The 14,666-nt window shown below is 72.1% G+C and carries 11 protein-coding genes and 2 pseudogenes; 7 read left to right on the top strand and 6 right to left on the bottom strand.

From position 1 onward, the window contains the following. Nucleotides 1-253 precede the first annotated feature (253 nt). Nucleotides 254-1,162 carry a LysR family transcriptional regulator gene (locus tag OG472_RS07880; protein WP_386088973.1) on the bottom strand — a complete coding sequence of 303 codons (909 nt, stop codon included), beginning with the start codon at nt 1,160-1,162 and terminating at the stop codon, nt 254-256. 70 nt (nt 1,163-1,232) lie between these two features. Here OG472_RS07880 and OG472_RS07875 point away from each other — a divergent pair, with 70 nt between their 5' ends. The 4 genes and pseudogenes from OG472_RS07875 to OG472_RS07860 form a co-directional block, all read left to right on the top strand. Next, complete coding sequence (locus OG472_RS07875) at nt 1,233-2,189, top strand: DMT family transporter (RefSeq protein WP_328863788.1); 957 nt, start codon at nt 1,233-1,235, stop codon at nt 2,187-2,189. Nucleotides 2,190-2,413: 224 nt separating this feature from the next. Next, entirely contained in the window at nt 2,414-2,545 is a 132-nt protein-coding gene (locus tag OG472_RS07870) for a hypothetical protein (protein ID WP_314245620.1), read from the top strand. A 305-nt stretch (nt 2,546-2,850) separates the two neighbouring features. Next, nucleotides 2,851-2,964: pseudogene (locus OG472_RS07865) on the top strand (hemolysin III family protein); the annotation flags it as partial. Between the two features lie 165 nt (nt 2,965-3,129). Continuing rightward, a pseudogene (locus tag OG472_RS07860) lies at nt 3,130-3,480 on the top strand (hypothetical protein); the annotation flags it as partial. Nucleotides 3,481-3,790: 310 nt separating this feature from the next. Here OG472_RS07860 and OG472_RS07855 read toward each other — a convergent pair. Then, nucleotides 3,791-4,018 carry a hypothetical protein gene (locus OG472_RS07855; protein WP_314246256.1) on the bottom strand — a complete coding sequence of 76 codons (228 nt, stop codon included), beginning with the start codon at nt 4,016-4,018 and terminating at the stop codon, nt 3,791-3,793. A gap of 756 nt (nt 4,019-4,774) precedes the next feature. Here OG472_RS07855 and OG472_RS07850 point away from each other — a divergent pair. Together OG472_RS07850 and OG472_RS07845 are read left to right on the top strand one after the other, a co-directional pair. Beyond that, nucleotides 4,775-4,978: a cold-shock protein gene (locus tag OG472_RS07850; RefSeq protein WP_008735947.1), complete on the top strand. Its 204-nt coding sequence runs from the start codon at nt 4,775-4,777 to the stop codon at nt 4,976-4,978. Between the two features lie 499 nt (nt 4,979-5,477). Further along, nucleotides 5,478-5,804 carry a PRC-barrel domain containing protein gene (locus OG472_RS07845; RefSeq protein WP_405943151.1) on the top strand — a complete coding sequence of 109 codons (327 nt, stop codon included), beginning with the start codon at nt 5,478-5,480 and terminating at the stop codon, nt 5,802-5,804. Nucleotides 5,805-6,356: 552 nt separating this feature from the next. Here the strand turns inward: OG472_RS07845 and OG472_RS07840 are convergent. Then, the gene (locus OG472_RS07840) at nt 6,357-7,880 is read right to left on the bottom strand and encodes an aldehyde dehydrogenase family protein (protein ID WP_405941211.1); all 1,524 of its coding nucleotides are present in this window, start codon (nt 7,878-7,880) and stop codon (nt 6,357-6,359) included. A 54-nt stretch (nt 7,881-7,934) separates the two neighbouring features. After that, on the bottom strand, nt 7,935-9,260 hold the full coding sequence (locus OG472_RS07835) for a GAF domain-containing protein (protein ID WP_405941210.1): 1,326 nt from the start codon (nt 9,258-9,260) through the stop codon (nt 7,935-7,937). A 161-nt stretch (nt 9,261-9,421) separates the two neighbouring features. On the opposite strand from OG472_RS07835, the gene OG472_RS07830 reads away from it, so the two are divergent. Then, nucleotides 9,422-10,162, top strand: a complete 741-nt coding sequence (locus OG472_RS07830; protein WP_405828689.1) for a class I SAM-dependent DNA methyltransferase — start codon at nt 9,422-9,424, stop codon at nt 10,160-10,162. A gap of 130 nt (nt 10,163-10,292) precedes the next feature. Here the strand turns inward: OG472_RS07830 and OG472_RS07825 are convergent, their stop codons facing one another. Beyond that, the gene (locus tag OG472_RS07825; RefSeq protein WP_405828687.1) at nt 10,293-11,576 is read right to left on the bottom strand and encodes an SWF or SNF family helicase; all 1,284 of its coding nucleotides are present in this window, start codon (nt 11,574-11,576) and stop codon (nt 10,293-10,295) included. Nucleotides 11,577-11,579: 3 nt separating this feature from the next. Beyond that, the gene (locus OG472_RS07820) at nt 11,580-14,621 is read right to left on the bottom strand and encodes a DEAD/DEAH box helicase (RefSeq protein WP_405941209.1); all 3,042 of its coding nucleotides are present in this window, start codon (nt 14,619-14,621) and stop codon (nt 11,580-11,582) included. Between the last annotated feature and the right edge of the window lie 45 nt (nt 14,622-14,666).

The following is a 14,666-nucleotide window of genomic DNA, read 5'->3' as shown; positions in this document are numbered from 1 at the left end:
CTCGCGCCAGCGTCTCCAAAATCTCATCCTGCTGAGCCGGCGAAAACCCGTAGTCACGCACCTGTGCCTCCACGATCACATGTCATCCGTGGGTGGTGCGTTGATCACTTGAGGGTGCCATCGTTTGTGCGAATCCGGTTCCGAACCGCTACTTCGCGGGCGACGCCGGTGGACGAGGGTTCCGGCGGTGGTCTCCTGCGGCGGGGCCGGGTGCGGTGAACGGCGTCGGGTCCGGTCGGCGGCCCGGCAGCGGTCAGTCCGGGTGCAGGGCTTCGGCTCGCTCCTGGAGGGCTTCGAGCAGTGCGCGCACAGGTGGCGTGCCTGGTGCGGTGTAGACGCCGATGCGGCGCTTGGCGGTGGGCGTGACGGGCAGGGCGCGGGTGTCGTTCCGGTCCTCGACGGCCAGGAAAGGGATGAGGGCGATTCCGACTCCCGCCGCGACGAGCGCCTGCATGAAGCGGAAATCGCTGGAGCGACAGACCACCTTGGGCGTGAGGCCGTGCGCGGAGGTGAGCGCGTCGACCGCGTCTCCTAGCAGGTCCCATCCGTGAATCCATGGTTCGTCGGCGACGTCTTCGAGACGGGCCGCTCGGCGCGAGGCGAGTCGGTGGTCGGCGGATACAACCAAGCGCAGGTCATCGTGCAGGAGCGGGTGGTAGGTGCAGCGGGCTGCGGCGTCCTTCCAGCTCGGTGGGGGATGCCTGGTGTTGAAGTGGTAGACGAGGGCAATATCGGCGCGGCCGTCACCGAGGGCGGCCAGAGCCTGAGTGGGTTCGGATTCGATCACCGTTGTGTCGACGTGGGTGTCGCGTCGCGCCGCGAGTGCTGCCAGTGCGGGCGCGAGTAGGAAGGCGCCGGCGCTGGGGAAAGTGGCGACGGTCACCGTGGGCGGTCCCTGGTCACGCAGCTGGGCCAGTGTCCGGTGGGCCCGGTGCAGTTCGCCGTGGACGGTGTCGGCGGTGCGCGCGAGGATCTGGCCCGCCGGGGTGAGGGTGACGCCTCGGGTGCTGCGTTCGAAGAGCCTCAACCCGGCGGCGCGTTCGAGGGCCGCCATCTGCTGGGAGACCGCCGACGGGGTCATCTGCAGTGCCTGGGCCGCGCGGGCGAAGCTCCCGCGGTGGGCCACCTCGCGGAACAGGACGAGCCGCTGCACCTCAATCATCAGTTCCCCTTACTGCCTAGTGAGCAATATCGTACTTCTGCTTACGACGCATCGATGTCAGCGTGGCCGCATGATGTTCGATGCACGAGAACGCTCCGGGGCCGCCCTGGCTCTCGGGGCGGTATGCCTCATCGGCGGGTCCGTCGCCGCTGCCACCCACCTTCACGGCTATCCGCTCATCGGCGGGCAGGCCGTCCGCTACGGGCTCGCGACCGTGTTCCTGCTGGTCTGGGCCCGCATACGCAAGCACACCTTCATACGGCCCTCCCCGGCCCAAATGGCATGGGTCTTTCTGCTGGCCGCGACCGGGATGGCCGGGTACGGCGTCGTGCTCGTCTACGCCACCTCGATGACCTCGCCGGGCAATGTCGGTGTCGCGTTGGGCGCCGCACCTTTGATCATCGTCCTGGTCCAGTCGCTGCTCGCTCAGGTGCGCCCCTCCCGGAGTCTGATGGCAGGGGCCCTGGCTGTGGCCTGCGGGTCCGCCGTGGCACAGCTGTCCACCGGCGGCACAGTGCAGTGGAGCGCCCAGGGCTTCGCGTGGTCGTGCCTGGCCCTCACCGGAGTGTGCGCGGTCACACTGCTCGGTGCGCCCGCCACCAAGGCGCTCGGATCGCTGAGCGCCATCACCTACGCGTGCGCACTCGCCTCGGGCATGCTTTTTCTGACCGCCGTGATCACGGGCTCGGTCACCGGGACCCCTGTGCTGCGGCGACCGAGCGGCGCCGAGCTCTCGGCACTGGCCTTCCTCGCCCTCGGCGTGACCACGGTCGTCTTCCTGATGTGGTACGGAGCCGTCGAGCGGCTCGGCACCGGCCGGACCGGCCTCTTCAACGGCCTCATCCCCCTGGCCTCACTTCTGGCCCTGTCCGTGACCGGCACGGCAACCGCCTCCCTCAACCAGATCGCGGGAGCCGCGCTCGTCCTCATCGGCGTCGCCTTCGGACTCCGGGTCAGGAAACGGGACACCCCACCCCCCAGGGCGGCCGCGGCCGAGCACGTGACGGGCGCCCGCCCCCATAGCTGATGCACTTCCCCGGGCCGCCTTGTGACGGGCGGACCGGGGCAGCGACGGACGCACCTGGCTTGTCCCGGAACTCCCCTGGCCCCAGCCCCGACCCCCGGCCCCTGTGGAAGATCAGCCCTACCCGCCGTCGTCGTCATCGTCCAGTTCGGGTGTGTCCGGGTCGCGCAGGCGCCGCAGGGCGCTGGAGTCGGCTGGAGGCGGGGAAGCTGTAGCGACCGAGCACGTTGAGGTTCTCGTGCCCAAGGACCGGCATCAACCTCCTGGGCCACTCCCTGTTCAACATCAAGGCCAACAGCCCCAGCCAGGGCCTGCGCCCCTTCCGCGCCCCCGACGCCGACGATATGGACGAGGTCTGACGGCCGCACGGCCGGGACCGCACGAGGGCGGTCCCGGCCTGTGGGATTGGCGTCCTGACCTGTGGGGCAGGTCAGATCCAGGTGGGCATGGCCCGCTCGGCGTAGCGGGCGCCGAAGCCGCCGCTGGGAAGGATAAGTCAAGGCCGCCGCCCGCACCCTCGGTGCCCAATCCGCCGACCTCGACACCGAACAGCGCGCCCGCACCGCCCTCGCCGGGCCTGATCGCCACCGGCATAACCGACGGGGTTTGCTGACTCTACTGACGAGTAGTTAGATTCTCTGCCGCGAGATCCCGCCGTACTCGCTTGATCGTGACCGGCGGGCTCCTCTACAGCGCGGGCGCGGTCGTCAACGCCCTCCAGCGCCCCGACCCCTCACCCCGCTGGTTCGGTTTCCACGAGGTCTTCCACGCCTTGACCGTGGCAGCGTTCACTACACCGCCATCTCCCTCGCCGCCTACTGACCAGGAGGAGGTCTTCTTCCAGGACAGGACCGACCCTGGTCGGCTCCCTCTCGGCCGCCCTCGCCCTCCCGCCGCTCATCGCCCTCAGCGGTACCCGACGGCAGACCCGGCTCGTGGACCGGTGCCTCGCCCCGGTTCCCGTACACGACGGCACCACCGCGCCTGTGCCTTCCCGGCACTGATCCACTTCCGGCCCGCCTTCGACCACGGCCAGCCTCTGGATGGGAGAACACGTGAACACCACGTTCGACTTCCACGGCAAGACCGCCTGATCACCCCGGTCCGCTCCGCCGGTGGACACCGGCGCTACTCGGGCTATCAGCTGCGCATCGCCGCCGGCGCCCGGGAACTTGTCGACCGGGGCACCCCCCATCGAGGCGGCCTGCCGGATCGTCACCTCGAGGACCGACTCGAGGAAGCGCAGCGCGTCAACGCCGAAGACCATCGTGCCGCCGGATCGGCGCACCCACCGCTGCGGCATGAGGTGGCCGGAGCTGATGAGCCGCCTTGGACAGCAGGAGCGCAGGAGGCGGACGTGCTCCCTGGCCCTCGGCAGGCCGCCCGCCCCCACCCCTGCACGGTGGTCCTCGCGGCCGCTAGGGCTTCATCCGCCTCGGCTGGTGAACGCGACCGGGAGAGACCGCGCCTGCCGTCCCGGGACGCGGTCCGCAGGTGCCTCGACAACCGCCCCCGCCCGCTTACGCATCGACATCAGCTGGAGATGCCGCTTGTGGGTGGCGCCCTCGCATGTTTCCCGTGTCTGTCGACTGTCCCGGGCAGTGTCAGGTCGGTGTGGTCAGGACGCGGTCGGCGTGGGCGAGTTCGTGGATGTGATCGGCTTCACCTGTCAGCGGCAGGAAGGGACGCAGGGGACAGCAGGCGGGTGTGTGGTCGTGGTCGACCTCCCAGCTGAGCAGGTGCGCGAAGTGGGTATGGGCGGTGGAGACGGCGTAGAGGGTGCCAGAGCAGCCCTGGCACACGAGCGATGAGTGGATCACGTGAGTGTCCACGGCTGATCGGTGCCCAGCGGGCCTTCAGTGGGCTGGGCGATTCCTGCCAGGTGGAGCTGACGCAGGGTGGTTTCAGTCTCCCGTTCGAGGTGTTCGATGGACGTCAGGCGCTGCCACAGGGGGTCGGGGAGGCAGGGGACGGTGGCGCCGCGGGCTGCCCATTCCGCGGCGAGTTGTGTGTACAAGGGTGTGGCCTGGTCCTGAGCCTCTGCGGTGACCTGGGCACGGGCGTGTGCGGGGTGGCCGAAAGGCCGACGGGGCGTCTGCTCCGGAATACGAGCCTCGGCTCTGCGCTTACCGCTGCCCACCTCGGCCCGGGGGCTGGAAGGCTCCCAATGATGATCCGTCACGATCGTCAAAACGATCCTGCCGGCCTGCAGGACACCCCCTTCGCACGGGCGCAGCTGCGATGCGGTCGGGCCACCTGCCCCACTGTGGGCTTCTCCGAGGTGATGCCAACGCCACACGCAAACCCGTTAACCGTCCTGCCCGGGCAGCGGCACATGAGAAGGACTGATGGCCGCCCGATCCCTCGATGGCCGCGGGGTGCGGCACGCGCACGACGCGTGCCCGCTCCCTCTGGTGACGGGGTGTTGTGGGCGTGTAGCGTTTGCGTCAGCTGTCGTGGTTCGGAAGTTCCCTTTGCCCACGCTTTTCGGCGTGGGCGCTTTGCTGTGCTGTGCCGCAGGAACCAGGGCGATCACCTCCGTCTTCCGCATGGTGTGGGAGGCGTTCATCGACTGGAAGGCAAGAGACATGGCTACGGGAACTGTGAAGTGGTTCAACGCGGAGAAGGGCTTCGGCTTCATCGCTCAGGACGGTGGCGGCCCGGACGTCTTCGCCCACTACTCCGCGATCAACTCCTCGGGCTTCCGCGAGCTCCAGGAAGGCCAGGTCGTCACGTTCGACGTCACCCAGGGTCAGAAGGGCCCCCAGGCCGAGAACATCAACCCGGCCTGAGCTTCGCCACCCCGTCTCCGGACTCTGCGGGCGCCCACCCTTCCGTCCGGACAGCGGACGCCTTCGGTGTCGGCGGGATCCGATGCATACCGGACCAGGGCCGCGCAGCGTCTGCTGCGCGGCCCTGGTCTGTGTCCAGACCGGTCTGCCGCGCCGCAAGGCTTCAGCCGGAGGGACCGTGCGTGCCGGCCATCTGCCGTGGACGACTGCGAGGCCGGCGGCCGGTTGGCCGCCGCAAAGGCCAGACGGGGGCGGCCTGGCTGCGGCCGCTAACCGCACGAGCGACGCGCGTACGGGTTCCTGTGGTCGTGTTCCGGCCGGGGCGCATCGCTTGCGAGCGCCAGCCGGGATGTCGCTCGGCCCCATGCCCCATTGAGGCCCTCACTGGCAGCCCTCGATTGTCCGGCGCATGCCGGGGAATGAGGAGGGGCGATACGACCCGAGAGGCCCTGGGCCTGGTTGTCGAGGGTGAGGAGACGAATCTGTGAGCAGTGTGTGGATGTATGCGCAGGACAGCGGTTATACGTCCCGGCACTCGCTGGTGGGCTTCACCGTGGAGGCCGCTGACGGCGTCATCGGGCACGTGGACCGCCAGCAGGACCAGCCCGGCATGCAGCACCTGGTGGTCGACACCGGCGCGTGGGTGTTCGGCCAGAGCGTGCTGATCCCGGCGGGTGCAATAACCGTCATCGACACCGAAGCGCAGACGGTGAAGGTCGCGCCGAGTCGGGAGCAGATCAGAGCAGCTCCCCGCTTCACCACCGACAGCGAGACAGCCGACCACCGATACCTGTCGGCGGTCGGCAACTACTACCTCTCCTTGTGACGCCGAGCGGAGTCGGCTGCCTGCAGCAGGTCTCCCCGCGTCTGGCGGCAGGGGAGCGAATCCTGGCTCTCATGGAACGTGGCCGCCCTGTCAGCCATCGCTGCACACCAAGGCGCCGGACGGCCCGAGTTCACGACGTACGAGCAACGGCGGACGCGGTCAGGGTCACCCGCGCGCTCACTCGTCAGGCCTGCGGAGTCCCGAATCCGAGTGGTCTTTGCGCACGGAATTCCCGGAGGTGAGCACCGGGCACCCGACGCATGCCAGAGCGGCGAGGAGAAGCCGACAGATGTCCGCCACAGTTGAGAGCAGGGATGAAGCGGTCAACCGTGCGTCGGTGGTGGGCCAGCTGGTTGCGAAGGTGGCCAGTGTCTGCTGGTACGCGCGGTGAGCCGGCGATCGGGCTGGCCCGTGCACGGCCCGGATCTTCTCTATGAAGTGGGGTATTGGAGGCAAGTGAACCCTGAAATCACCTGGCTTCGGGAGCTGTCGTGAGACCAGAGATCGGTGCCCGACCGGTCTTTTACGCAGGTCAGACACCGTGCTCAAACTTTAGAAGAAGCCGATCTTTTTGGGGGAATAGCTTACTAATAAGTTCTTCGTCTGCTGGTAGTGCTCCAGCATCATCTTGTGGGTTTCGCGCCCGATGCCGGATTGCTTGTAGCCGCCGAAGGCCGCGTGGGCCGGGTAGGCGTGGTAGCAGTTCGTCCAGACCCGGCCCGCCTGGATCGCGCGGCCCGCGCGGTAGGCCGTGTTGATGTCGCGGGTCCAGACGCCCGCGCCCAGGCCGTACGCCGTGTCGTTGGCGATCCGTACGGCGTCGTTGAAGTCCTGGAAGGAGGTCACCGACACCACCGGGCCGAAGATCTCCTCCTGGAAGATCCGCATGCGGTTGTCGCCCTCGAAGATGGTCGGCTGGACGTAGTAGCCGCCCGCCAGGTCGCCGCCGTGGTCGATGCGGCCGCCGCCCGTGAGGATCTTCGCGCCCTCCTGCTGGCCGATCTCCACGTACGACAGGACCTTCTTCAGCTGTTCCTCGGAGGCCTGCGCGCCGATCATCGTGTCCGTGTCCAACGGGTGCCCCGGCACGATCAGTTCAGTGCGGGCCACGGCCGCGTCGAGGAAGTCCCCGTAGCGGCCCCGCTCGATCAGGGCCCGCGACGGGCTCGTGCACACCTCGCCCTGATTGAGCGCGAACATGGCAAAGCCCTCCAGGGCCTTGTCGCGCAGGTCGTCGTCCGTCGACCAGATGTCGTCGAAGAAGAGGTTCGGGCTCTTGCCGCCGAGCTCCAGGGTGACCGGCTTCAGGTGCTCGGCCGCGTACTGCATGATCAGCCGCCCCGTCGCGGTCTCCCCGGTGAACGCGATCTTCGCCACGCGCGGGCTGGACGCGAGCGGCTTGCCGGCCTCCTCGCCGAAGCCGTTGACGATGTTCACGACGCCCGCCGGCAGCAGGTCGGACACCAGGCCCAGCCAGTAGTGGACCGAGGCAGGGGTCTGTTCGGCCGGCTTCAGTACGACGGTGTTGCCGGCCGCCAGCGCCGGGGCCAGCTTCCACACCGCCATCAGGATCGGGAAGTTCCACGGGATGATCTGGCCGACCACGCCCAGCGGCTCGTGGAAGTGGTAGGCGACCGTGTCCTCGTCGATCTGGCTGAGCGCCCCCTCCTGCGCGCGCAGCGCCCCCGCGAAGTAGCGGAACTGGTCGATCGCGAGGGGGATGTCGGCGGCGAGCGTCTCGCGGATGGGCTTGCCGTTCTCCCAGCTCTCGGCGAGGGCGAGGGACTCCAGGTTCTGCTCCATCCGGTCCGCGATCCGCAGCAGGATCGTGGACCGCTCGGTGATGGACGTCCGCCCCCAGGCGGGCGCCGCGGCGTGGGCCGCGTCCAGCGCCCGCTCCACGTCCTCGGCGCTGCCGCGCGCGACCTCGGTGAAGGGCTGCCCGTTGACGGGGGAGGGGTTGTCGAAGTAGCGGCCGAGGGCGGGCTCGACGTACTCGCCGCCGATGAAGTGGCCGTAGCGGGACGCGTACGACATGAGCGCCCCCTCGGTACCGGGCGCAGCGTAACGGGCCATGGTGTCCTCCCTTTGCCGGGCGCCGCCCACCGTCGGACGGCGCTCGGGTGGAGGCTAGGAGCGGGCAGGTTGCGGATACGTTGCGCGCCGTCCGCGACGCGGTGCCGCCGCCACTCCGTCCCCCTGCGACGCACCGAGCTCACGGTCCAGGGCGTGTACGCGGGCCAGCGCGGCCGACCGGTCCGCGGGCGCCAGCGCCGCGGCGAGCGCCCGCCAGGCCTCCGGGTCGTCCGCGCCCCACGGGCTGCACACCCAGTCGGTCAGCAGCCCGGCATCGGCCCGGGCGATCACGGCGGCCCGCGCCTGGTCCTCGATCCGGCGGCGCAGCCGCACGATGCCGGGCGCCGTGGAGGCGGGCAGCAGCGGCCCCGGGTAGTGGTGGAGCGCCGCGGAGACCGCTCCGGCAGCCAACTGCCGCGTCAGCGCAGTGAAATCGGCGGCCAGCGGACCGGCCGCGCGGTAGGGGCGCGAGAGCGGCGCCACGGGGCCGAGCAGCGCGCGCAGCCGGGACATCTCGGCGCGCAACGTCACCGGTGACACCGACTCGTCCTCGTACAGGGCGATCGCCAGCTCCTCGCCCGACAAACCCTCGGGATGGTGCGCGAGCAGGGCCATGATCTCGCTGTGCCGCCGGCCGAGCCGTACCCTGCGCCCGCCCGCGACCAGCAGCGCCTGGTCCCGGCCGAGGGCCGCCAGCGTGTCCCCGGCGGCCGGCGGGCCGGGGGCGAGCAACGTCAGCTGGGCCTCCGCCGCCCTGGCGACCGCCTGCACGAAGGCGAGGGAGTGGGGGTGGGCGAGGCCGTCGCCGCCTGTGATGTCCACCGCGCCCAGCACGCTGCCCGTCCGCGGATCCCGCACCGGGGCCGCCGCACAGGTCCACGGGTGCACCCGGCGGCTGAAGTGCTCGGCCCCGAAGACCTGCACCGGCTCGCCCACCGCGACGGCCGTACCGGGCGCGTTGGTGCCCATCGCCGTCTCCGCCCAGCGCGCACCCGGCACGAAACCGAGCCGCTCCGCCCGCCGCAGCGTGCCCGGTTCGCCCTCCACCCACAGCAGACTGCCCCGCGCGTCGCACACCGCCAGCAGGTGCGCCCCGTGCGCGGCGAACGCCCCGACGAGGTCCCGGAACAACGGCATCGCCCGGGCCAGCGGGTGCTCCTCGCGGTACGACCGCAGCTCCGCCTCCGCCAGCTCCACCCGGGGTGCGCACTCCGGGCTGAGCCGGGCCCGCGCGCACCGCCGCCAGGACCGCGCGATGACCCCCCGGACCGGCGCCTCGACCCGGCCGTCCTGCGTGAACACGGCATGCGCCCGCCGCAGTTCGCGCGTCCGCGCGGCCGGATCGGCCCCGCCCGGCAGCGCCACCGACGGATCGGCCATGTCACCCTCCCGCGTGCCGCGGTACCCGGAACGCTCCATCGTCGTCCCGGCACGGGGCCCCGGCAAGCCGTACGTCGGCCACTGCCTCCGCGCCCCGTCGGCCACCACGACAGCGTTAATGCGTCGACAGCGCCCCCAAGTACCCGGCAAAGTGGCCGCCCGTGACGAGCAGTGAGCTGTGGACCCGTGCGACCGCCGACCGCTACGACGCCGAGGAGACCGAGACGTCCTCGGCCGCGGTTCTCGAACCGACCCTCGCCTTCCTCACCGAGCTTGCCGGAGACGGCCGGGCACTGGAGTTCGCCATCGGGACCGGACGCGTGGGCGTCCCGCTCCGGGAACGCGGCGTGCCGGTCGTGGGCATCGAACTGTCCGAGCACATGGCAGCGGTGCTGCGGCGCAAGATCGACGAGGACGTGCTCCCGGTCGTCATCGGGGACATGGCCACCACCGTCGTCCCCGGCGAGTTCACCCTGGTCTATCTCGTCTACAACACCATCACGAACCTGCTCACGCAGGACGAGCAGGTCGAGTGCTTCCGCAACGCCGCACGCCATCTGGAGCCCGGCGGCCGATTCGTCATCGAGCTGGGCGTGCCGCCGCTGCGGCTCCTGCCGCCCGGCCAGGTCGCGGTGCCGTTCGACGTCTCGGAGCAGCACCTCGGCTTCGACACCTTCGACCTGGTCGAGCAGATCCTCGTCTCGCACCATTTCACCCGCGACGGCGACGACGGCCGCTACCGCCGTGACGACTCCCGGCACCGGTATGTCTGGCCGACGGAGCTCGACCTGATGGCACGGATCGCCGGGCTCGAGCTGGAACGCCGCGTCGCGGACTGGGACGGGGCGCCGTTCACCCAGGACTCCGCGAAGCACATCTCCGTGTGGCGCAAACCCGCCTGAGGCCGGCCACCGGGCCGTCAGCGCAAGCCGTGCCTGGCTTGGGGGTAGCCGGGTCACGGCAACGTGATCCGGCTGCCCGACCAGAGCCTGCCGCTGCCCCGCGCCACGTCGGCCGTTTCGCGCCGGAACCTCACCCGCCGGGAAAGGCCTCCAGCGCCGAGGCCGGGTCCGGCGCCGACGGGCCCGCCGGGATCCACCGGTCCCCTTCGCGGCGGTACGGCCACCAGCGCCCCTCCCGGCCCAGCCGGAGCTGGCGGCCGGTGCCCGCCTCCGTCCAGCGGGCGCGGACCCTGCGGAGCACCGGAGCCTCCTCGTCCGCCCAGGCGGCGGCCAGGGCCGCGCGGGCTCGGGCCAGCGTCGTCCGGTCCGGCGTCCAGTCGCCCTCCAGCGCCGCCAGGCCCGGGGCCGCACCGAAGCCCCAGGCGCGTACGGCCAGTTCCATATCGGCCCGGCTGCGTCCGGTAGCCGCGGCCAGGCGGGAACGGACCCGGAAGTCATCGGCCTCGGCCGTGAGTCGTACGGCGTCTTCGGCAACCGTGAGCGGGGCCGGCACGGTGCGGTCGGCGTGGCCCGGAGCCACCGCCTCCGCCAGCAGCCGGTACGCCTCGGTCGCGGCCGCCTGCGCCAGGAACTCCACCGCGTCCACGTCGAGTTCCGGCTCCGCCTCGCCCTCGGTGTCCAGCGTCGGCGGCTGCCCCGGCGCGTCCGGCAGCCGCGGCGGCGGTGGCAGCTGCGGCAGCGGGCGCTGCGCCGCGTACGCCTGCGCCGCCGGGACACCCGCGTCGGCGGACGGCACCCGCGGGGCCTGCGCGCCCGCCGTGCTGCGCTCCTCCAGCTCGCCCACCACGTCGCGCTCGCCGCGCCCGCGCAGGAGCAGCAGCACGAACGGGTCCTGGTCCAGCAGCCGGGCCACCTGGTAGCAGAGCGCGGCCGTGTGCGGGCAGTGGTCCCACTCGCCGCAGTCGCAGCGCGGATCGAGGTCCCCGATGCCGGGCAGCAGTTCCACCCCGGCCGCCGCCGCGTCCTCGGCCAGCTCCGGCGGGACCTCCCGGTCCAGCAGCGCCGCGATGTACCCCGACTCCGCGGCCGCCAGACCCAGCAGCCGGTCCCATTGCGCTTCCGTGAACTCCTGCACCAGTACGTCCGTCCGGTGCGCCATGCCGTCCCGGTCGCGCACCACCGCGGTGAGCCCGCCGGGGCGCACAGAGACCGCGCCCACCGCACCCGCGCGCGCGTACCGGCGGCCCTGCCTGACCTGCTCCCCGTCCAGCGCGCTGTCCTCCAGGGCGCGCAGCCAGGCGTGGCCCCACCAGGTGCGGGCGAAGGCACGGCCGGGGGCGGGCGGGAGCGCCGGGAACGTCTTCTCGTGCTGCCCGCGCTTCTCGTGTTCGTGGTGCGGGTCGTGGGTGCTCATCGCTCACTCCCCGTGCGGCGCGCGGAGCGCCACGAGTTCGGCCAGTTCGGCATCGGTCAGTTCGGTCAGCGCGCCCTCGCCGCCCGCGAGGACGGCGTCGGCCAGCGCGCGTTTGCGCTCCAGGAGCCGGGCGATGCGGTCCTCGACGGTGCCTTCGGCGATGATCCGGTGGACCTGTACGGGCTGGGTCTGGCCGATGCGGTAGGCGCGGTCGGTGGCCTGTTCCTCGACGGCCGGGTTCCACCAGCGGTCGAAGTGGATGACATGGCCGGCCCGGGTGAGGTTCAGCCCCGTGCCCGCCGCCTTCAGGGACAGCAGGAAGACGGGCACCTCGCCGGCCTGGAAGCGGTCGACGAGCTCCTCCCGGCGCGGCACCGGAGTCCCCCCGTGCAGCAGCTGCGAGGCGATGCCGCGGCCGGCGAGGTGCTTCTCCAGGATCCTGGCCATCGTCACGTACTGGGTGAAGACGAGGACGGAGCCGCCCTCGGCCGTGATCGTGTCGAGGAGTTCGTCGAGGAGCTCCAGCTTGCCGGAGCGGGCGCCGCCGGCGCGTCCGCGGTCCCCGTGCTCCCCCGAACCGTGCTCGCCCAGGAAGTGGGCCGGGTGGTTGCAGATCTGTTTGAGGGAGGTCAGCAGTTTGACCACCAGGCCGCGCCGCTCCATCCCGGCCGCCTCCGAGATCGCGGCGAGGGTCTCGCGTACGACGGCCTCGTAGAGCCCGGTCTGTTCGCGGCTGAGGGCGACGGTGTGGTCGGTCTCCGTCTTCGGCGGCAGCTCGGGCGCGATGCCGGGGTCGGACTTCTTGCGCCGCAGCAGGAACGGCCGTACGAGCGCGGACAGCCGGGCCGCCGCCTGCGGGTCGCGGCCGCTCTCGACGGGTTCGGCGTAGCGGGAGCGGAAGGTACCGAGACGGCCGAGGAGCCCGGGCGTGGTCCAGTCGAGGACGGCCCACAGCTCGGAGAGGTTGTTCTCGACGGGAGTGCCGGTCAGGGCCACGCGGGCCCGGGCCGGAATGGTGCGCAGGGCCTTGGCGGTCGAGGAATGCGGGTTCTTGACGTGCTGGGCCTCGTCGGCCACGACCATGCCCCAGCCGGTGGCGGCGAGTTCGGGCGCGTCCAGGCGCATCGTGCCGTAGGTGGTGAGCACGAAGCCCCCGGCGGAACCGGTGGAACCCGCAGAACCGGAGGAACCGGTGAGGCCCGCGAGGGTGCGGCCGGGACCGTGGAAGCGGCGTACGGGGGTGCCGGGCGCGAACCGCTCGATCTCCCGCTGCCAGTTGCCCAGCAGCGAGGCCGGGCACACCACGAGGGTGGGCCCGGCGGTGGCGGAGCCCTGCCGGTTGCGGTGCAGGTGGAGTGCGATGAGGGTGACGGTCTTGCCGAGGCCCATGTCGTCGGCGAGGCAGGCGCCGAGGCCGAGCGAGGTCATCCGGGCCAGCCAGCGCAGGCCGCGCAGCTGGTAGTCGCGCAGGGTGGCCCGCAGCTCGGGCGGTGCGGCGAGGTCGTCGGAGGCCTGCGGATCGTCGGACGCCTGCGGATCGTCGGACGCCTGCGGATCGTCGGCCCGCAGCTCGCCGGCGAGCTGCGCCCGCAGCCGTTCCATCGCACCGGTGGCCTCTACGTCGACCCGCTTGCCGCCGACCTCCGCCGACCCGGTGAGTACGGCGGCCAGTGCGTCCGCGGCCGTCACGTCGAGGTCCTGGCGGGCGCGGGCCCGGCGGGCCTCGGCCGGGTCGATCAGGACCCACTGGTCGCGCAGCCGGACCAGGGGCCGCTTCGCCTCGGCCAGGTGGTCGAGCTCGGCGCGGGTGAGGTCGCCCTGGCCGCCGAGGGCGTGGCGCCAGCTGAAGGAGAGCAGGGCATCGGGGGAGAGCAGGCCGGAGGGGAGGCCGGGCCCCTCGGTGTCGGGGGAGCCCACGACGGCGCGGGTGCTCAGGCTGCGGGCGAGCCCGCGCGGCCAGTGCACCTGGACCCCCTCCGCGGCCAGTGCCGCGGCGGCTGCGCCGAGCAGCTCCGTGACCTCCTCGTCGGCGAGTTCGACGGAGTCCGGGACGGCCGCGCCCAGCAGCGGGGCGAGCGGGGGCCACAGCCGGGCGGCGCGGCGCAGGGCGCGGAGGGCGTCCAGCCGGGCACCGGGCGGGAAGGCGGCCGCGGCGGCTCCGGATCCGGCCCAGACGTCGGCGGCATCGGCGACCAGGGCGGAGTCGCCCAGGCTGTGCATCTGGAGGACGGCACGGAAGGCGGGAGCGGCGGGGTCGGAGGTCGGGTCGAGGGTCCGGTCGAGCTCGATCCGCAGGGAGATCCGTACTCCGGCGTCGTGGCCGGCTGCCACCTCGGCGGCCCAGTCACGCAGCTCGGGGTGGAGCTGCGGCGGCCGGGCGGCGAAGGCGGGCCCGCCGACGGCCTCGACGGCGGCGGGGGAGCGGGGCAGCGTGTCGGCGACGGCGTCGAGGAAGGCGTGGAGCAGCGGCTCCGGGGTGGGCAGCCGGGGCGGCCCGTCCACGTCCAGCGGGACGCAGTGGGCGCCGGGCGGCATGGCGGCGGCCAGTTCCCGGACCTCGTCGAGATCGGAGGCCTCCAGCGGGCCGATCCGCCAGGCGTCGTGACCGGCGGGGCTCAGACCGGGCAGGAGCCGGCCCTGCGCGGCGAACCGCAGGGCGAGCAGCGCGGCGGTGCCCCAGAACGCCGCGCCGGAAGGGCCGGTGTCGCCGGACCCGCCGCTGTCGGCCGCGGCTGCCGCCGCGGCGGCCCGGGCGCGTGTGAGCAGGGGCAGGGCCTCCGCCACGGGCAGCACGAGTGCGGTCACGGGGGTCCGGTGCAGGTCGGGGGTGACGACGGTGAGTTCCTCGAGGCTGCCGCTGCCGCTGCCGCTGCCGCTGCCGGCACCGGCAGCGGCACCGGCCTTGGCCTTGGCCTTGGCATCGGCGTGGGCGGCCTCGAGGAACTCCCTGTCGACCGGCCAGAGGGCGATCCGGCCGGTGCGGGCCGGCTCGCCGGGGAGGAAGACGGCGGAGCGGTGGAGGAGGTCGGAGATCTCGGAGCGCACGCATTCCTCAAAGTTGACTACCGGGGGCGAGGCGGCCGACAGTAC

The sequence above is a fragment of the Streptomyces sp. NBC_00207 genome, assembly GCF_045160965.1.
Classification (GTDB): domain Bacteria; phylum Actinomycetota; class Actinomycetes; order Streptomycetales; family Streptomycetaceae; genus Streptomyces.
This window is presented reverse-complemented; position numbering and strand designations above follow the sequence as displayed.